The sequence below is a fragment of the Acetobacter sp. DsW_54 genome (assembly GCF_002153575.1).
Taxonomy (GTDB): domain Bacteria; phylum Pseudomonadota; class Alphaproteobacteria; order Acetobacterales; family Acetobacteraceae; genus Acetobacter; species Acetobacter fabarum.
Genome location: NZ_JOPD01000003.1, coordinates 146,050 through 164,383 on the forward strand (window position 1 = coordinate 146,050; position 18,334 = coordinate 164,383).

Below are 18,334 nucleotides of genomic sequence, written 5' to 3' on the forward strand. Positions count from 1 at the left end.
GGCCTTCAGTCGCCTACGATAAAGGGACAAGAGGGATATTATGGATATTGCAAAATTTACCGAACGCTCACGCGGTTTTCTGCAGGCAGCACAGACCATTGCCCTGCGCGATTTTAACCAGCAGCTTACGCCCGAGCACCTGCTCAAAGCCATGCTTGATGATGAGGAAGGCGCTGCGTCGGCCCTGATCCGTGCAGCCGGTGGCAACCCCGATGCGGTCCGTGCTGCCAACGAGCAGGCACTGGCCAAACTGCCCAAGGTACAGGGTGGGGGCGCTGGCCAGCCAGCAGCTACCCCGGACCTGGTGCGCGCACTGGATTCCGCCGAACAGATCGCCCAGAAGGCAGGCGACAGCTTTGTCGCGCAGGACCGCCTGCTGGTAGCCCTTGCCGCAACCAGCGGCGCGGCGGGTGAGGCGCTCAAAACCAACGGCGCCACCCCCGATGCGCTGGAAAAAGCCATAGCCACCATCCGCAAGGGACGCACAGTGACCAGCGAAAACGCTGAAGCCAATTTTGACGCGCTGAAGAAATATGCGCGGGACGTGACCGAAGTTGCCCAGCAGGGCAAACTGGACCCGGTTATTGGCCGGGATGAGGAAATCCGCCGCGCCATTCAGGTTCTGGCCCGCCGCAGCAAGAACAACCCTGTGCTGATTGGCGAACCCGGTGTGGGTAAGACCGCCATTGTGGAAGGTCTGGCCCAACGCATTGTTAATGGCGATGTGCCCGAAGCGCTTAAAAACAAAAAACTCCTCTCGCTCGACATGGGCGCGCTGGTGGCCGGTGCCAAATATCGTGGTGAGTTTGAAGAACGCCTGAAAGCTGTGCTCAAGGAAATTGAGTCCGCTGAAGGGCAGGTCATCCTGTTCATTGATGAAATGCACACGCTGGTCGGCGCAGGCCGGACCGACGGCGCCATGGATGCCTCCAACCTGATCAAGCCTGAACTGGCGCGCGGCACGCTGCACTGCATTGGCGCTACCACGCTGGACGAGTACCGCAAGTATATTGAAAAAGACGCAGCGCTCGCCCGCCGCTTCCAGCCCGTTTATGTGGGCGAGCCTTCCGTGGCTGATACCATTTCCATCCTGCGTGGGATCAAGGAAAAATACGAGCTGCACCATGGTGTGCGCATTACCGACGGGGCACTGGTCGCCGCGGCAACCCTGTCCAACCGCTACATCACGGACCGCTTTCTGCCCGACAAGGCCATCGACCTGATAGACGAAGCCGCAAGCCGGCTGCGTATGCAGATCGACAGCAAACCCGAAGAGCTGGACGAACTGGACCGCCGCATTATCCAGCTCAAGATCGAGCGGGAAGCACTGCGCAAGGAAGACGACACCGCAAGCAAGGACCGGCTGGAATCCGTTGAGGCCGAACTGGCTGATCTGGAAGAAAAATCCAACACGCTCAGCGCCACATGGCATGCGGAAAAAGACCGCGTGCATGCGGTGCAGAAATTGCAGGAACAGCTTGATCAGGCCCGCTCCGATGTGGAAGTGGCTCAGCGCAAGGGCGACCTGCAACGCGCCTCCGAGCTGATGTATGGCGTTATTCCCAACCTGCAAAGCCAGATTGCCAGCGCCCAGCAGACGGAGGAACAGGAAGCAAAAAGCGCGAACCTTGTCTCCGAAGCGGTGACGGATCAGGGCATTGCCTCGGTTGTCTCGCGCTGGACGGGTGTGCCCGTGGACCGGATGCTGGAAGGCGAACGCGCCAAACTGCTGCGGATGGAAGACGAGCTGCGCAAATCCGTTGTGGGGCAGGAACCCGCCCTGCGTGCGGTTGCCAACGCCGTACGCCGTGCCCGCGCCGGTTTGCAGGACCCCAACCGCCCGATCGGGTCGTTCCTGTTCCTCGGTCCGACGGGTGTTGGCAAAACGGAGCTGACCAAAGCACTCGCCCGCTTCCTGTTTGACGATGACAAAGCCCTGCTGCGCATTGACATGAGCGAGTTCATGGAAAAGCACGCCGTGGCCCGTCTGGTCGGCGCACCTCCGGGCTATGTGGGGTATGAAGAAGGTGGCGTGCTGACCGAAGCCGTGCGCCGCCGCCCTTATCAGGTCATCCTGTTTGACGAGGTGGAAAAGGCGCATGAGGATGTATTCAACATTCTGCTGCAAGTGCTTGATGATGGCCGCCTGACCGATGGTCAGGGCCGCACGGTAGACTTCCGCAATACGCTGATCATCCTGACCAGCAACCTCGGCTCCGAATATCTGGCCAACCAGCCGGATGGGGATACCCCAGCCATGGTGCAGGCACAGGTTATGAAGGTGGTGCGTGAGCACTTCCGCCCCGAGTTCCTGAACCGTCTGGATGAGGTTATCCTCTTCTCGCGCCTCCAGAGGGTGGATATGACCAAAATTGTGGATATTCAGATCAGCCGCCTGCAAAAACTGCTCGAAGACCGCAAGATTGGCCTGCATCTGGATAATCTGGCCGAAACCTGGCTGGCGAATGAAGGATACGACCCGGTTTATGGTGCGCGCCCCCTTAAAAGGGTTATCCAGCGCAACCTGCAAAACCCGCTGGCCGGGCAGCTACTTGAAGGCACGATCCATGACGGCGAAACCGTCAATATTTCTGCCAACGGGGATGGCCTGCTGATTAACGGTCAGGCCGCCACAGAGCCTGAACCTGCCTACTAACCCGGATACCCCGGCCTGTTAGCAGCACATAAAAAAACGGGAGGGCGCATGCCTTCCCGTTTTTTGTTGAAGAAGAGAGGAACACAACCATGTCCGAGCCTGAATGGCTTATCTGGGCCAGAGAGGTTCAGGCCATTGCCCAAACCGGACTGACCTTTGCCAAAGACCCGTTTGACCGCGAACGCTATGAAATGCTGCGCACGCTGGCCGCCAAGGTTATGGCCCGTGGCAGTGGTGCCCCCATCCAGCAGATAGAAAACCTGTTTACCCAGCAGACCGGCTACGCCACCCCCAAGCAGGAAGTGCGTACCGGGGTGTTTGACGCCCAGAACCGCCTGCTCATGGTGCGTGAAGTGCTGGACCAGAACCGCTGGACCGTGCCGGGCGGCTGGGCGGATGTAAACCTGAGTGCGTCAGAATCCGCCGCCAAGGAAGTATGGGAAGAAACCGGCTACACGGTGCGCATAACCCGCCTTGCCATGGTGTTGGACCGGGCAAAACAGGGGCATGAACCGCCAGAGGCTTTTTCCATCACCAAACTGTTTTTTCTGGGAGAACTTACCGGCGGAACCCCAACCACCAGTATTGAAACCAGCGAAGTCCGGTTTTTTGCGCGCAACGAAATCCCGCACGACCTCTCAACCGGGCGTATCTCACGCCATCAGATCGACCGGCTGTTTGCGCACCACGCTGATCTGAGCCTGCCAACCGAGTTTGACTGATTAAAAAGCGCATGCCCGGTAGATCAGGCTGACTGATCCGCCGGGCATGGAGCCCCACGTAACGCGTTACGCGATCTGGGGCGTAATGTGCCGGAACTGCCGCTCAAAGCGCGCACGGTCTTCTGCCAGCAGGCGCACGGTAATATCCGCCTCTTCCTCCCGGTCGTTCCGACCTATAACCTCACCATGCTGGTACAGCCATGCCAGCGCGGCACCATCGGCCAGTGGTAGGGCATAACGCACCATTTCCATCCCCGATGTAATGCGCTGGTCAATACGGGCCAGAAGCCGGTCCAGCCCATCCCCCGTAATGGCGGAAATGGCAACGCTTTCATCCCCCTGCAGGGCTGCTGCGTGTTCGCCTAGCAGGTCCACCTTGTTCAGCACTTCAATCACACGGCTTGGCCAGTCCTGCTCAAGCATGTTGTCCTTGGCCATGCTTTGCAAAACACCCAGCACGTCTTTTTTCTGGGTCGCGCTATCGGGGTGCGCAATGTCACGCACATGCAGGATAATGTCGGCTTCCGCCACTTCTTCCAGCGTGGCGCGGAAGGCGGCAATCAGCTCCGTTGGCAGGTCGCTGATAAAACCCACCGTGTCCGATAGAATAACCTGCCGCCCCGATGGCAGTTCTATGGCGCGCATGGTCGGGTCCAGCGTTGCAAACAACTGGTCCTGTGCGTAAACGGTGGCCCCGGTCAGGGCGTTGAACAGGGTAGATTTACCCGCATTGGTGTAACCCACAAGAGCCACAACGGGGAACGGCACACGCTTGCGGGCCTGCCTGTGCAGCCCGCGTGTGCGGCGCACCTGCTCCAGATCCTTTTTAAGGCGCACAATGCGCTCGCCAATCATGCGGCGGTCAGCTTCGATCTGGGTTTCACCCGGACCACCCAAGAAGCCAAAGCCACCGCGCTGGCGCTCAAGGTGGGTCCACAACCGCACAAGGCGCGAACGCTGGTATTCCAGATGCGCCAGTTCGACCTGCAATGTCCCTTCCCGCGTGGCGGCACGGGCACCAAAAATATCCAGAATAAGGCCGGTTCGGTCGATAACCTTACAGCCGAACTCGGTTTCCAGGTTACGCTGCTGGGCGGGGGTCAGTTTGGTATCCACCACCAGCACGTCAATATTGTCGGCCTTGACCGCTATTCTAAGGGAATCGATCTGCCCCTTGCCCAGCAATGTGGCCGAGCGGCGCATACGCAGCAAAAGAACGGCTTTACGGACAATAACCAGACCAATGGAGGCCGTCAGGCCAACGGCTTCTTCCAGCCGGGCCTCTGCGGCCCTTACGTCCTGCCCGTGGGCTGAGCGCTCCCACGGCAGAATAACGGCAGCACGCGTTGCAACCGTTTGTTTTTTCTCAGTAAAACTCGTCGCCAAGAGATGGTTCCTTGTCCGCCTTTGCGCCCGCTCCGGTGGAGTCTGCAATATCTACGGGAATGCTGGGCATAACAGTGCTGATGGCATGTTTGTAAATAAGCTGGGTCTGCTCATCACGCCGGAGAAGCACTACCTGATCATCAAACCACGTAATAAAACCCTGAAGTTTGACACCATTGACCAAAAATACGGTCACGGCCGCCCGGGAACGGCGAATCTGGCCTAAAAATGCGTCCTGCACATTGTGTGCACTCTCTTTTTCCACTGTGTGCGACCCTATTCCATTTTCTTTTTTTCTTGGGAGCCAGATCCAACGCCTGCCCTGACTCGTAACAACTCACTGCTCAGCCAGTGTTCCGTTCGTCCGATGTTACACCAAGCTGCTTGAGTTTACGATGCAAAGCGCTCCGCTCCATGCCCACAAACAGCGCTGTGCGGCTTATGTTCCCTCCAAATCGTAATAATTGTGCCTGAAGGTACTGGGTTTCAAACAGGTCCCGCGCCTCGCGCAGTGGCAGGCTCATGACATCGGTCGAAGCATCAAACTTTAACAGCCCCGGCGCGTTCTCCCCAATTGTGGAAGGCAGCATGTCTGCGCGGATCAGGTCCTGGCTGCTGCCGGGCTGCATGATCAGCACCCGTTCCATCAGGTTCCTCAGCTCACGCACATTGCCCGGCCAGTCATACGCCTGCAGAACAGCCACGGCATCGGGCGACAGATCGCGCGAGGGGAGGCCTGCCATTTCCGCCGCACGGTGCAGGAACAGCGTTGCCAGACCGGGAATATCGTCCCGCCGTTCCTTAAGGGCTGGCATCCGCAGGGGCACAACCGCCAGACGGTAATACAGGTCCTCGCGGAAGCGCCCACCTACAATTTCGGCCTGAAGGTCGCGGTTGGTGGTGGCCAGTACGCGCACATCCACCTTAACACGGGAGCCACCACCCAGCCGTTCAAAGGTCTGGTCCTGCAGGGCACGGACAATCTTGCCCTGCGTTTCCAGCGGCATGTCCGCCACCTCATCCAGCAACAGGGTGCCACCATGAGCGCGTTCGAGCACACCCGTCCGGCGGCCAACACCATCCACCCCGCCTTCCAGCCCGAACAGCTCCTCCTCAAACCGGCCCGGAGCCAGCGTGGCGCAGTTGAGGGCTACAAAAGGCCCATCCGTCCGGCGGGAGCGGGCATGGATCATGCGGGCAGCCACCTCCTTGCCTGAGCCCGGACCGCCGCTTATCAGCACGCGTGAGCCGGTGGGAGCCACCTTTTCTATCTGGTTGCGGATAGCCACAATCTGGGCACTGTTACCGTACAGGTCTGCATCCTGCCCGGCGCGCAGGCGCAGTTCCTCGTTTTCACGCGCAAGGCGCGATGCTTCAAGGGCACGGCGGACAATAACCAGCAGCCGGTCGGCCTGAAACGGTTTTTCAATAAAATCGTAGGCACCGTGCTGCAAAGCCGCCACGGCGGTTTCGATCGTGCCATGGCCTGAAATCATGACCACGGGCACGGAGGCTTCCTCCGCCTTCATGGCCTGCAGAATTTCCAGCCCGTCCATATCCGAGCCCTGCAACCACACGTCCAGAATGACCAGAGACGGCCTGCGTGCCCTAAAAGCCGCCAGAGCTGCCTCGGAACTGGAGGCAACACGGGCCTCGTACCCTTCATCACACAGAATGCCTTCAATCAGCATCCGAATGTCGGGTTCGTCATCAACGATCAGGATTTCATGCGCCATGGTCGTCTTTCACCGGCAAAACCAGAGTAGCCACAGTTCCCTTCTCTCCTGCTCTGTCTTCCAGACGGACCGTTCCACCATGATCTTCCATGATTTTTTTCACAATAGCCAATCCCAGCCCTGTTCCTTTGGCTTTGTGCGTTACGTAAGGCTCGGTCAGGCGGTTCCTGTCATCCTTGGGAAGCCCCACCCCATTGTCGGCCACGACAATAGCAATGTTTTCCCCCTCCTGCGCAATACGCACCCATACCTCCCCCTTGGGAGCCACCTCCTGCCCGGATGCGTCTGCCTGCCGGGGGACCATGGCAATGGCGTCGGCCGCATTTTGCAGCAGATTGATCAAGGCCTGACTGATAAGCCGCCGGTCGCACCGAACCAGTGGTCCGTGCTGTGGCAGATCAAGGTGGTACGAAATCTCATGATGAGCGTTACGTTGCAGGATGAGCACCTCCTGCGCAATACGGGAAAGGTTCTCATCCTTCATAATTGGTTGTGGCATGCGGGCAAAAGCCGAAAATTCGTCCACCATGCGCCCGATGTCCCCCACCTGACGCACAATTGTATCCGCGCATTGGGCAAACGTGTCGGGGTCGGAGGTGATCTCTTTCAAAAAACGGCGTTTGAGCCGCTCGGCCGCAAGCTGGATGGGGGTGAGCGGATTCTTGATCTCATGCGCGATGCGGCGGGCCACATCCGCCCATGCTGCCTTGCGCTGGGCCTGTTGCAGGGCTGTAATGTCATCAAATGTCATGACATACCCTTCGGTTACGGTGCCGCGCAGCTCCGCCCCCACGCGCACCAGCAGGGTGCGCTGGCTGGTGGCATGGCCAATCTGGATTTCACGCGTGAAGACGGTCTCGGGCGAGAGGGTGATCTCTTCAAGCAGCCCGGCAAACTCCGGCACGCGTGTTGCCAGCGGCTCACCCGTGGCATCCGCCAGATTGGTCTGGAGCAGCACACTGGCCGCACGGTTTGGCAGCTCAATCCGCTGTTCCACGTCCAGCCCGATCACCCCTGCGGACACGCCTGACAGAACAGCCTCGGTAAAGCGCCTGCGCTCATTGATCTGCCCATACGCCAGCATCAGCTCCGAACGCTGGCTGTCCAGTTCCTCCGTCATGCGGTTAAAGGCGCGGGACAGGCTTGCCACTTCATCATCCCGGTCGGTTTCAGGCACGTGGACGCGCAGATCGCCCTCACTCACCCTGCGGGCGGCCATGCTCAGCAGGCCCAGCGGGCGGGCAATCTGGTTGGCCAGTGCAAAGCCGATCAGGGCGGCAACAGCCAGCACCAGCAGTGCCACCAACACAAAGATCATGACAAAGGTGAGCTGGATCTTGGCCTTGTTGCTGTTGAGGTGCTTGTAGTCCGCCACCACGTTTTCCGTCCGGTGCATGTGCTCCAGAATGGACGGGTCAACCAGCCGGGTAATCACCAGCATGAGCGTAGGCGTTTGCGACAGTTCCACAACAGCCCGCACCGTGCGCTCGTCCGGGGAGTCCAGAATAGCTACATCATTGGAGCGCGCCATGAGCGTGGCCGCAGGCGGAGGCAGGTCCTGCAGGTAGCCTGTCCGGCTCATCAGCCCGCCAGCCGCCACAACTCGGTTGGTAATGGGGTCGTATACCAAAGCCTCGGTCAGCCCGCGTATGGTCGCCTGACTGTCGAGCATCTGGGACAGGGCATCATGGTCCTGCAGCAGCTCCATGCCGCTGGCGGCCAGTTCGTTCTGCGCGCTCATGATGTAATTGGACATCGAGAACGCATCTGTACGGATATTGGCGTTATGCTCCTGCAAATATCCGCGTGATGCCTGCAAGGCCTCGTTCAGTGCCGTGTTGACCCTATCAGAGAACCATATCTGTATTCCGTAATGGAAAAACAGGGTGGCAAACACACCCACCACCACCGTAGGGGCAACGGCCACAATGCCAAACAGGGTAACAAGGCGCACATGCAGGCGCGTGCCCGCCAGCCCTTTGCGATACTCCACCAGAATAGGCCAGCCACGCACCCCCATGGCAAGCAGCAGCAGCAACAGCACCAGCCCGTTAACAACCAGCACCAGCGGCTCGACCACGGCGTAATGCCCAAAAGACATACCGCCCGAAAGCACCACAAATGTTGCAAACACAAGGCACAGCGCCAGAGCCACAAGCGTTACGGCAACGCTCCTGCGCTCAAGCGCACGCAGCAGCCATTGCAGGCCTGCGCGTGAAAACAGGTGGGAAAAGGAGAACCGTGGCGCGTTTGTCATACCCGTGGCTAGACTACGCCACGCACGACGGGAATCTCAAGGTCGCGTATTTTCTTACGCAAGGTGTTTCTGTTCAACCCCAACATGGCGGCGGCCTTGATCTGGTTGCCCCGTGTTTCCGTCAACGTCATCTGGATCAGAGGACGTTCCACCTCAGCAATAATACGGGCGTGCAGATCATGCAACGGCATACCCTCCCGCCCTGCTTCCAGATAACGGGCAATATGGCGCGAGACTGAATCGACCAGTGGTTCGGCCACCTGCCGGCAATCTGGCACAAAATCATTCTCCAGTGGGTCCGCCAGTTCCGCGTCCACCAACTCGGCCGTAATGGTTTCCTGCGAATACAGGGCCACAATGCGGCGGATCAGGTTTTCCAGCTCCCGCACATTGCCCGGCCAGCGCCATGCCTGCAGGCGGGTCATGGCTTCCTCATCCAGCGTCCGGTAGCCTCCCCCTGCCTCCCGGCACTGGGCCAGAAAGTGGCGGGCAAGGAGGGGAATGTCCTCCCGCCGTTCACGCAGGGGGGGCAGGCGCAGGGGCACCACGTTCAGCCGGTAATACAGGTCCTCACGGAAGGTACCGGCCTGTATGGCCTGCCGTAAGTCCCTGTGGGTTGCGGCCACAATCCGCACATCGGCATGCAGGGGGGTGGAGCCCCCTACGGTTGTAAACTCCCCTTCCTGCAACACGCGCAACAGGCGGGTCTGGGCTTCCTGTGGCATATCCCCGATCTCATCAAGGAACAGCGTGCCACCCGATGCCTGCTCAAACCGGCCGGGCATGCGGCCCAGATTGCCGCCGCGCTCGTAGCCGAACAGTTCACTCTCGATCTGCTCACGCGGGATGGCGGCCATGTTGACGGCAATAAACGGACCACTGCGGCGGCGGCCATATTCGTGCAGGGCACGGGCCACCAGCTCCTTGCCGGTGCCGCTCTCCCCCGTGATCATCACGGTCAGGTCCGAGGTCGTCAGTCTGGCAATACTGCGGTAGATGCCCTGCATAACCACGGATTGCCCGATCAGCGGCAACCGTTCCTCCGGTGTCTGGGGAGATGCGGGTTTTTCCGCCTCCTGTACCGGGGTGGTCAGCGCACGCGCCACCACTGCGAGCAGTTCCTTCAGGTCAAACGGCTTGGCCAGATATTCAAACGCACCGCGCTGCGTGGCCTTTACGGCGGTTGTCAGCGTGGACTGGGCGCTCATAACAATAACCCGCAGGTCCGGCCGGATCTGGCGGATGCGCGTTACCAGTTCCAGCCCGTTGCCATCGGGCATGGCCACATCGGTAATAACCAGATCGCCCTCCCCTTCCTGCACCCACTGCCACAGGGTGGACGCATAGGGCGTGACCTGAACCTGATAACCCGCGCGACCAAGTGCCTGCCCCAGCACGGTACGGATGGACCGGTCATCATCAGCAACTAGAATGGTGGGCAGTGGTGTCATGCGTTTGGAACCAGAGGAATAACAACAGGGAGAGGCTTATCAGGCGCGGGCAACCCCAAGGTCAAGACAGTCCGGCCCTTTCTTCCGCCAGCGGAAGGAAAAGACTGATCTCCGTTCTGCCCGGTCGGCTTTCAACTTCCATCACTCCGCCGTGGTCATCCATCACCTTGCCCACCAGCGCCAGCCCCAGCCCGCTACCGTTGACCTTGGTGGAAACAAAGGGTTCAAACAGATGCGGCCTGACTGTTTCCGAAATACCGGGCCCTGTGTCCCTTATGGTCACCACCAGCGGCAGGTGCCGCCATTGGGTGGTGCCCGGAGCGGTCACGCGAATACCCGGTCGGTAACTGGTCATCAGGGTAATATCCCCCTTTTTGCCGGTCTCATGCAGCGCTTCCGCCGCGTTCTTGACCAGATTGAGCAGCACCTGCACCAGCCTGTCCCGGTCCCCCCATACGTGGGGGAGCGAGGGGTCATACTGCTCTATAATCCGCAGGTCCTTGGCAAAACCGTTGCTGGCCAGCAGCTTTACGTGCTCGAGCAGGCGGTGGATGTTCAGGGCGCGGTAGTCCATCTGCGCCTCGCCAAACATGCCCATGCGCTCGACCAGCGCATCTATGCGGTCCACTTCATCACAGATCAGGGTAGCCAGATCACGGTCTGCATCCCCCACGGCCTGCTCCAGCAATTGGGCCGCCCCCTTGATGCCTGAAAGCGGGTTGCGCACCTCATGCGCCAGCATGGCCGCCATACCCGACACACTCCGCGCCGCCGAGCGATAGACCTGCTGCTGGTCCAGCACCCGTGCAGTCGATGGCTGGTGGAATGTGAGCAATAGGTGCCCCGGATGGTCCAGCACCTCCGCCCCCTGCACGCTCACCCCCTCGTGGTGGAAGCGAGGGGAACTAAACAGGAGGTCATGCTCGGTCACACTCCCCCCGCGCTGGCGCAGATGGGCAAGCAGCAGATAAATCGGGTGATCAGGTGGTGCAATTTCGGCCATGCCGCCAGCCTTGATCTGCTGGCGGGACATACCAAAAAACTCCTCTGCCGCCATATTGAGCGCCAGAACAGCATTCCCTGCCCCGACCTCAAGCAACGGAACAGGCAGGCTGTCCAGTAGAAGCGCCGCGTCAGGCTCTGCCCTGTCTGGCGCTTGTGTGCTCACGCCGCGTGAGCCTGTTCGTGCTGGCGTGCGGCTTCCTGGCGGGAGGCACGCGGCTCCCGCTGTGCACCGGCGGCAATCTGCTGGTCATAAAACTCGGCAATCCGGGCTATGGCCTCATCGGGCGTTTCCACCTTGTTGAAGACAGCGCGGAATGCAGCCGAAGCAGGCAGCCCGGCCGAATACCAGGACACATGCTTGCGGGCCAGCCGCAGGCCGGGGCGTGGGCCAAAATGCTCCAGCATCATGTTATAATGCTCCAGCACAATGGCTTTTTCCTGTTCCAGCGCAGGGTCGGGCATCTCATCCCCCGTACGCAGGGCATGGGCAACCTGCGCCAGAAACCACGGTCGCCCGTAGCAGCCACGCCCGATCATCACCCCATCAGCGCCGGACTGGGCCAGTGCGTTGCGGGCATCGGCCGTGGTCAGGATGTCCCCGTTTACAATAACGGGCAGGTCCACCGCGTTTTTAACATTGCGCACAAACGCCCAGTCCGCCGTGCCGTTATAAAACTGCTGGCGGGTGCGCCCGTGCACCGTAATCATGCGAATACCCGCGTCCTGCGCAATACGGGCCAGCACGGGGGCATTAAGGTGCTCATGGTCCCAGCCCATGCGCATTTTGAGCGTGACAGGCACAGACACGGCCTTGACCACCGTTTGCAGCATCCGCTGTGCTGCGGCTTCATCCCGCATCAGGGCGGAGCCTGCCATCTGCCCCACGGCAACCTTTTTAACCGGGCAGCCAAAATTAATGTCAATCAGGTCCGCCCCACGGTCCACGGCAATACGGGCGGCTTCGGCCATGGCCTGCGGGTCACACCCGGCCAGCTGCACGGCATTGGGGCCACCGGCATCGGCCACTTCGGCCATGCGCAGGGTGGTATCGTTCTCACGCACCATTGCCCATGAGGCAATCATTTCGGAAACAACAAGGCCAGCCCCAAGCCTGCGGACCAACCGCCGGAATGGCAGGTCGGTCACGCCGGACATGGGCGCCAGAATTACTGGCGTATCAAGAACAACACCGCCCAGATCAATCGGACGCAGCAGAGGTTGCGTTTGCACAGTCATTTCCATTTGCCTACGAATTAGGCAGAAATACCGGTCCACGCGCCCCTGTGCAATGTTTTTTCGCCGTCAGCTACGCGGTGCGGTTTTACGGCACCAGAACGCTGACGGTAGCAGCACAGGCAATGCCTTCTTCCCGCCCGGTAAAGCCCAGCCGTTCAGACGTTGTGGCCTTGACCGAAATACGGTCCACATCCACTTCCAGCAGCGCAGCAAGGCGCTCCCGCATGGCCTGCGCATGGGGGCCAATTTTGGGGCGTTCGCAAATCAGGGTCAGGTCGGCATTGACCAGCATACCCCCCCGCTCGCGAATACGCTGCCCAGCATGGATGAGGAAGCGCGCGCTATCCGCATCCTTCCATTCATTCTGGCTGGGGGGGAAATGCCTGCCGATGTCACCTTCGGCCAGTGCGCCATAAATGGCGTCACACAGCGCGTGGATACCCACATCGGCATCGGAATGACCAGCCAGACCATGCGTGTGGGGAATGGTAATCCCGCACATGATCAGCGGGCGCCCTTCCTCAAAGGCATGCACATCGTACCCAAGGCCCACACGCGGCAGCAATGTGGGGCCAATCAGCCTTTCAAGACGCACCAGATCAGCCTCGTATGTCAGTTTGATATTATCTTCATCGCCCGGCACAAGCGCCACGCTAAAGCCGGACTCCTCAAGCAGTTTGGCGTCATCCGTGGCATTGAGCGAGGCGGCTGCGCGGTGCAGGTCCAAAAACAGGCCAAAACGGAAGCCCTGAGGGGTTTGCGCACGGAACAGATGCTCGCGCGAGACGGTGCCATCAATCACGCCGTCTTTTTCACGCTTGAGGGTATCGGCCACGGGCACGGCGGGAATAGCACCGGGATGTTCCGCCAGAGCCGCCACAACATTGGCCACCAGTTGCCCGGTAACATAAGGGCGGGCACCATCATGCACCAGAACCAGATCGGGCTTTTGCTCCGGTGGCAGGGCGTCCAGCGCCTCCAGCCCGGCGCGCACGCTGGCCTGCCGGGTTTGACCACCCTGCACGGGCGGCAGAACAGCCAGCCCCTGCAATGCATCATTCAGGGAGGAAGGATCCCCCACCGGCTGAATAGAGGAGACATGCGGCAGAAGAGCCTCTGCGGCGTGTCGGATAACGGGCTGGCCAGCAAGCAGCACATACTGCTTGGGCGTGGCACACCCCGTGGTGGCGGCATAGCGGCTGCCTGTACCGGCAGCCAGTAGAATGGCAGCTACTCGCATGTCCGAAGCAATGAGGCCACACCCCTGCCCCGTCAAGCCTGAAAATGGGAAAGAGAGGCATCCCTTTTAACACGGTTCCTACCGTGCAACGGGCAGCACACTGCACACTGGCGCACACCGCCAGCAACCCTGCACAAAATGCAGGTTTACGGCGGCCCCCACACGCGGGGTTGCCGCCCTAATGGCCGCAAGGGCAGGTACCAGACCCGAAGTTGCGCAAACCTACCCCACCGCCAGACCGGCCTACCCCTTAAAGGGCTGCATCCCCGGTCTCACGCGTGCGGATGCGGATGACACGGGTAAGATCGCTGACAAAAATCTTGCCATCCCCGATCTTGCCCGTATGCGCTGCATCCAGAATCGCTTCCAGCACCTGGTCAAGCAGGGCATCGCTTACAGCGACTTCCACCTTGATCTTGGGCAGGAAGCTGATCCGGTATTCAGCTCCACGGTAAATTTCCGTCTGCCCTTTCTGGCGACCAAACCCCTTGACTTCCGAGACAGTAATCCCCTGAACACCCAGCGGCGCAAGCGCTTCGCGGACATCATCGAGTTTAAAGGGCTTTATAATGGCGGTAATCAGCTTCATACTGCCTGCAACTCCCTGCTGCAAAACATTTCCATGACGTTACGATGTTGGCACAGTTAAACACCAATTGCCAAGAGCTTTGATGCACCTCAAGGCAAGACGGCTGGTTTTGTCGCAAAGGAGGGCGCATATAGGGGGCATGCTCCGCAACAGCCTGTGCGGCTTTCCGGGCGTGCCGCCTGCCAGATGTGTGAATGTTAAGGAAAAAACCGCATGAGCCCAATCTCCCCCGATGCCACGGCAGAACACGCCAGCACCCACCACCCGCATGTGGCGGACGTGGATGTGTGCATTATCGGCGCGGGGCCAGTTGGTGCCGCTCTGGCGTGCCGTCTGGCGCGTGGCGGCATGCGGGTGGCCGTAGTGGACAAGGCGGCCCTGCCCCCCATGGAACACCCGGATCTGGACGGGCGCGCCTACGCCATTGCCGCAGGCCCCAAAGAGTTTTTGGAAAGTGCCGGAGTGTGGGACCTGCTCCCTGCCACTTCCTGCCCGATTGAAGAAATTCTGGTCACCGATGGCAGGCCGGGTGAGCCCGCATCCTCCCTTTTTCTCGAGTTCACACGAGACGATGCCTCGCAGCCTTTTGGCTGGATGGTGGAAGCCCGCGCCCTGCGCGTGGCGCTGAACAAATGCCTGAGCACCACACCGGGCGTGACCGTTCTGGCCCCCGCGGAAGCAAAAATTACCCGCACGGCGCAAAATGCGCATGTGCAGCTACAGGATGGCCGCAGCTTTAACGCCCGCCTGATTGTAGCCGCCGATGGCCGCCGCAGCCGCCTGCGCTCCGAAGCCGGTATTCCCCTGACCCGCCTGCCCTACGGGCAGACCGCCATTGTGTGTGCCATTGCCCACGAGTTCCCGCATGACAACAGCGCGCTGGAGCACTTCCTGCCCGCAGGCCCGTTTGCGCAGCTCCCCATGACAGGCACGGACGAACACCCCTACATGTCCGCCATTGTGTGGAGCGACAAGGACGGCATAGCCGAACGCTTTGCCGCCCTGCCCGATGATGCTTTTGCCAAGCAGGTGGAACGCCGCATGGGCAATACCCGCCTTGGCCGCGTAACACCCGTGGGCCGCCGCTGGACTTACCCGCTCTCCGCCCAGTATGCCGCACGCTATACAGATACACGGCTCCTGCTGGTAGGGGATGCCGCACACGGGATTCACCCCATTGCAGGCCAGGGGCTTAACCTTGGCTACCGGGATGTCATTCACCTGAGCCCATTGCTGCTGGACATCCATGCACAGGGCAAGGACCCTGGTGCTCCTGCTGTGCTTGCGCGTTATCAGGCCTTGTGCCGCCCGGCCAATATGCTCATGCTGGCAGCAACAGATGCGCTGGACAGGCTGTTCAGTAACAACAACCCGGTCCTCCGTCTGGCGCGTGATCTGGGTATTGCGGGCGTGCATCGCTTTCCCGCCCTGCGGAAAGCTTTTGTAAAGCACGCCATGGGTTTGTAGTTGCGGAGTAGCCGGGATGCAGGACGGTAACGTTGCCTCAGTCAGTTCCAGTCATTTTGAAGAAAGCAGCATGCTGTGCGCACCACAGCTGACCGTGCTGTGGCGGCAGATGACGCAGGAAGCATGCAGCTGCCATGACCCACTGGTGCGCGGCCTGCTGGCAACCGGCGTACGGAGCCATTCCAGCTTTGCATCTGCTCTGGCTGCCCTGATTGGCCGCAAACTGGGGGACCGTTCCGTTGCCGCCGATGCACTTTCCGAACTGGTGAAGGAAAGTTTTGACGCGGAGCCTGATCTGGTATGCGCAGCAGCAGCCGACCTGCTGGCCATCCGGGAGCGGGACCCGGCCTGCCCGGATTTTGTAACTCCGTTCCTGTTCTTCAAAGGTTATCATGCAGTGCAGACCTACCGGGTGGCGCGCTGGCTCTGGCTGTCTGAACGACGGCATCTGGCCCTGCATCTGCAAAGCCGTGCATCAGAACTGTTCGGGGTGGACATTCACCCTGCCGCACAGCTTGGCCGCCGCATTCTGTTTGACCACGGCACCGGCATTGTGGTGGGGGAGACGTCCATTATTGAAGACGATGTCTCCATTCTGCAAAATGTGACCCTTGGTGGCACGGGTAAACATTGCGGGGACCGCCACCCCAAGGTGCGCCGGGGCGTGCTGATTGGCGCTGGCGCCAAAGTCCTTGGTAATATTGAAATTGGTGAAGGTGCCAAAATTGGCGCTGGCTCCATTGTACTTGAGCCCGTACCCCCCTTTACCACCGTGGTCGGCAACCCTGCCCGCAAGGTCGGTGTGCGCCACAAGGGTATGCCCGCCCTGAACATGGACCAGACACTCCCCCCTATTGATTACATTATCTGACACCCAGAGCATGGGGGCACGCGCAACGCACCCTGCCCCCATATACCTTCCCCAAATCACGGCTGGCCCAACGCTTTACCCAGTCCCGTGACACAGTGCGGCACCAGACAACCCGGCGCAGAGCGGACACAAAAAAGGGCGGAGCCTGATCCTCCACCCTGACAGGATTTTACAGATAAAAAACTGGCGCGCCCTATTGGATTCGAACCAATGACCCACAGCTTAGAAGGCTGTTGCTCTATCCAACTGAGCTAAGGGCGCGAAAAGCCTCCCATCCCGCACAGGGGGGGAGGCTAAAATTCAGTGCGTCCAGTTCTGGATCCGGTTGTAGCCGAAGTTATCGGCATAAACCTTGGGACGACGGTGCCGCTGGGCTGGCTGTTCAACCTCATAAGCAATCTGCTCATGCTGGGCGTAAGCCTCGGCGGCCTCGCGGCTGTCAAACAGAAGGCGGAGCTGTGAACGGGTATCCGCGCTACCGGTCCACCCCATAAGGGCATCCTGCTTGCGTGGAGCGCCCTGACCGTATTCAAACACCCATTTGCGGGTGCCTGCCAGACCGGACTGACCTGCTGGCTTGGACTGCTGATAAATACGCGCTGGCATTATGTGCCTCCCGCTTTATTTATGGTCGGGGCGCCCGGACTCGAACCGGGGGCCTCGTGTACCCAAAACACGCGCGCTACCAGGCTGCGCCACGCCCCGAACAAGCGGGAAACTAGGCGTCTAATTATAAACTGGCAACCCTGTTGCGCTAAAAAAATTACTCCGCACACTCTTTTTTGTTGCTGACCAGTGGCGGCACGAACAGCGGAGCTGTATCCCACGGAAAAAGAACCCACGTATCCTGCGGAACTTCCGTAATAAACAGATCGGTCAAGGGTTTACCGGCAGGTTTGGCATACAGGCAGGCAAAATAGGCTTTGGGCAGACATTCACGCACAAAGCGCGCGGTCACGCCGGAATCGACCAGATCATCAATAATCAGGAACCCTTCGCCATCCCCTGCCGCTTCTGGTGCTTTGATAATCTGAGGCTGGCCCATTTCTTCTTCGTCATAGGTTACGACGGAAATGGTCTCGATCAACCGGCACCCCAGTTCCCGGGCGGCAATGGCTGCGGGAATTAACCCGCCACGGGTAACCGCCACGATACCTTTAAAGGGCATTCTGGGCATAAGGGCCGCCGCCAGCGCCCGTGCATCCCTATGCAGTTGCTCCCATGTTACCGTGGCATAATGCACAGCCATAAACACCATCCTTTAACAATCACGCCGCAGGCCGGGTTGCCCCCTGCCTTTATGCGCCCTCTTTAGCAGGAAGATGCGCCAGTTCCTACAGAGTGTTGCGCACCCGCAATCACCCCTTTGTCATGCCCGGCAAAAACCGGAGCGGCATAGCAACTGGCTGTGACTATTGTTGTAGGCGGATTAGTCCTCGTCTTCCCCACCGGGGGTATCACCAATCCGTTCCAGGTATTCGGGCTCCCCGTAATCGCCTATGTCTTCATCCACATCCATGCGCACCACCACGGCCCCGGCAACATGCAGGATACCGGCCCGGATTTTGTCCACGCGCCTGCGTGCATCTTCCACGTTCGGGCACACAATGGGTGCTCCCGCCCGCAATACCGCTCCCTGCCACACAAATGGCTGAAACACGATCCGCTCTGCTACCGCCATGTTAGCTTTCCATCTGCAATATGTTCTTTGTTTGTTC

16 protein-coding genes and 2 tRNA genes are annotated in these 18,334 nt (G+C 59.9%); 4 read left to right on the forward strand and 14 right to left on the reverse strand.

The annotated features are described in order from the left end of the window. Nucleotides 1-40 precede the first annotated feature (40 nt). Together clpB and HK20_RS02470 are read left to right on the forward strand one after the other, a co-directional pair. Nucleotides 41-2,656 (forward strand): ATP-dependent chaperone ClpB, encoded by a 2,616-nt coding sequence (gene clpB, locus HK20_RS02465; protein ID WP_086645504.1) that lies wholly within the window; start codon nt 41-43, stop codon nt 2,654-2,656. 89 nt (nt 2,657-2,745) lie between these two features. Further along, nucleotides 2,746-3,378 (forward strand): NUDIX hydrolase, encoded by a 633-nt coding sequence (locus HK20_RS02470; RefSeq protein ID WP_086645505.1) that lies wholly within the window; start codon nt 2,746-2,748, stop codon nt 3,376-3,378. A 66-nt stretch (nt 3,379-3,444) separates the two neighbouring features. Here the strand turns inward: HK20_RS02470 and hflX are convergent, their stop codons facing one another. The 9 genes from hflX to HK20_RS02515 all read right to left on the reverse strand — a co-directional run bounded on the left by hflX (nt 3,445) and on the right by HK20_RS02515 (nt 14,278). After that, nucleotides 3,445-4,764 carry a GTPase HflX gene (gene hflX / locus HK20_RS02475; RefSeq protein WP_086645506.1) on the reverse strand — a complete coding sequence of 440 codons (1,320 nt, stop codon included), beginning with the start codon at nt 4,762-4,764 and terminating at the stop codon, nt 3,445-3,447. Continuing rightward, on the reverse strand, nt 4,745-5,029 hold the full coding sequence (gene hfq, locus HK20_RS02480) for an RNA chaperone Hfq (protein WP_059024200.1): 285 nt from the start codon (nt 5,027-5,029) through the stop codon (nt 4,745-4,747). The genes hflX and hfq overlap by 20 nt, the downstream gene beginning before the upstream one ends. Nucleotides 5,030-5,108: 79 nt before the next feature. After that, on the reverse strand, nt 5,109-6,500 hold the full coding sequence (locus tag HK20_RS02485; RefSeq protein ID WP_086645507.1) for a sigma-54 dependent transcriptional regulator: 1,392 nt from the start codon (nt 6,498-6,500) through the stop codon (nt 5,109-5,111). Beyond that, entirely contained in the window at nt 6,490-8,757 is a 2,268-nt protein-coding gene (locus tag HK20_RS02490) for a PAS domain-containing sensor histidine kinase (protein ID WP_086645508.1), read from the reverse strand. Before HK20_RS02490 ends, HK20_RS02485 begins: the two co-directional genes overlap by 11 nt. An 8-nt stretch (nt 8,758-8,765) precedes the next feature. Continuing rightward, nucleotides 8,766-10,208 carry a nitrogen regulation protein NR(I) gene (ntrC, locus tag HK20_RS02495; protein ID WP_086645509.1) on the reverse strand — a complete coding sequence of 481 codons (1,443 nt, stop codon included), beginning with the start codon at nt 10,206-10,208 and terminating at the stop codon, nt 8,766-8,768. A 61-nt stretch (nt 10,209-10,269) separates the two neighbouring features. Further along, nucleotides 10,270-11,376: a nitrogen regulation protein NR(II) gene (locus HK20_RS02500; RefSeq protein WP_086645510.1), complete on the reverse strand. Its 1,107-nt coding sequence runs from the start codon at nt 11,374-11,376 to the stop codon at nt 10,270-10,272. After that, nucleotides 11,373-12,443, reverse strand: a complete 1,071-nt coding sequence (gene dusB / locus HK20_RS02505; protein WP_198943867.1) for a tRNA dihydrouridine synthase DusB — start codon at nt 12,441-12,443, stop codon at nt 11,373-11,375. Before dusB ends, HK20_RS02500 begins: the two co-directional genes overlap by 4 nt. Nucleotides 12,444-12,534: 91 nt before the next feature. After that, nucleotides 12,535-13,689 carry a 2-C-methyl-D-erythritol 2,4-cyclodiphosphate synthase gene (gene ispF, locus HK20_RS02510; RefSeq protein WP_086645681.1) on the reverse strand — a complete coding sequence of 385 codons (1,155 nt, stop codon included), beginning with the start codon at nt 13,687-13,689 and terminating at the stop codon, nt 12,535-12,537. Between the two features lie 250 nt (nt 13,690-13,939). After that, a complete protein-coding gene (locus HK20_RS02515) occupies nt 13,940-14,278 on the reverse strand; it encodes a P-II family nitrogen regulator (RefSeq protein WP_025828032.1) in 339 nt (112 codons plus the stop codon). Between the two features lie 213 nt (nt 14,279-14,491). On the opposite strand from HK20_RS02515, the gene HK20_RS02520 reads away from it, so the two are divergent. Continuing rightward, the gene (locus HK20_RS02520) at nt 14,492-15,745 is read left to right on the forward strand and encodes a UbiH/UbiF/VisC/COQ6 family ubiquinone biosynthesis hydroxylase (RefSeq protein ID WP_086645511.1); all 1,254 of its coding nucleotides are present in this window, start codon (nt 14,492-14,494) and stop codon (nt 15,743-15,745) included. 70 nt (nt 15,746-15,815) lie between these two features. Further along, a complete protein-coding gene (cysE, locus tag HK20_RS02525) occupies nt 15,816-16,616 on the forward strand; it encodes a serine O-acetyltransferase (RefSeq protein WP_233129060.1) in 801 nt (266 codons plus the stop codon). A 184-nt stretch (nt 16,617-16,800) separates the two neighbouring features. Here the strand turns inward: cysE and HK20_RS02530 are convergent. The 5 genes from HK20_RS02530 to HK20_RS02550 all read right to left on the reverse strand — a co-directional run bounded on the left by HK20_RS02530 (nt 16,801) and on the right by HK20_RS02550 (nt 18,297). Further along, nucleotides 16,801-16,877: transfer RNA gene (locus HK20_RS02530), tRNA-Arg, on the reverse strand. A 39-nt stretch (nt 16,878-16,916) separates the two neighbouring features. After that, nucleotides 16,917-17,222: an ETC complex I subunit gene (locus HK20_RS02535; RefSeq protein WP_086645513.1), complete on the reverse strand. Its 306-nt coding sequence runs from the start codon at nt 17,220-17,222 to the stop codon at nt 16,917-16,919. 22 nt (nt 17,223-17,244) lie between these two features. After that, nucleotides 17,245-17,321, reverse strand: a tRNA-Pro gene (locus HK20_RS02540). Between the two features lie 58 nt (nt 17,322-17,379). After that, nucleotides 17,380-17,865 carry a xanthine phosphoribosyltransferase gene (gene gpt / locus HK20_RS02545; protein ID WP_086645682.1) on the reverse strand — a complete coding sequence of 162 codons (486 nt, stop codon included), beginning with the start codon at nt 17,863-17,865 and terminating at the stop codon, nt 17,380-17,382. Between the two features lie 180 nt (nt 17,866-18,045). After that, nucleotides 18,046-18,297, reverse strand: coding sequence for a hypothetical protein (locus HK20_RS02550; RefSeq protein WP_086645514.1), 252 nt, complete (start codon nt 18,295-18,297; stop codon nt 18,046-18,048). Nucleotides 18,298-18,334: the final 37 nt, after the last annotated feature.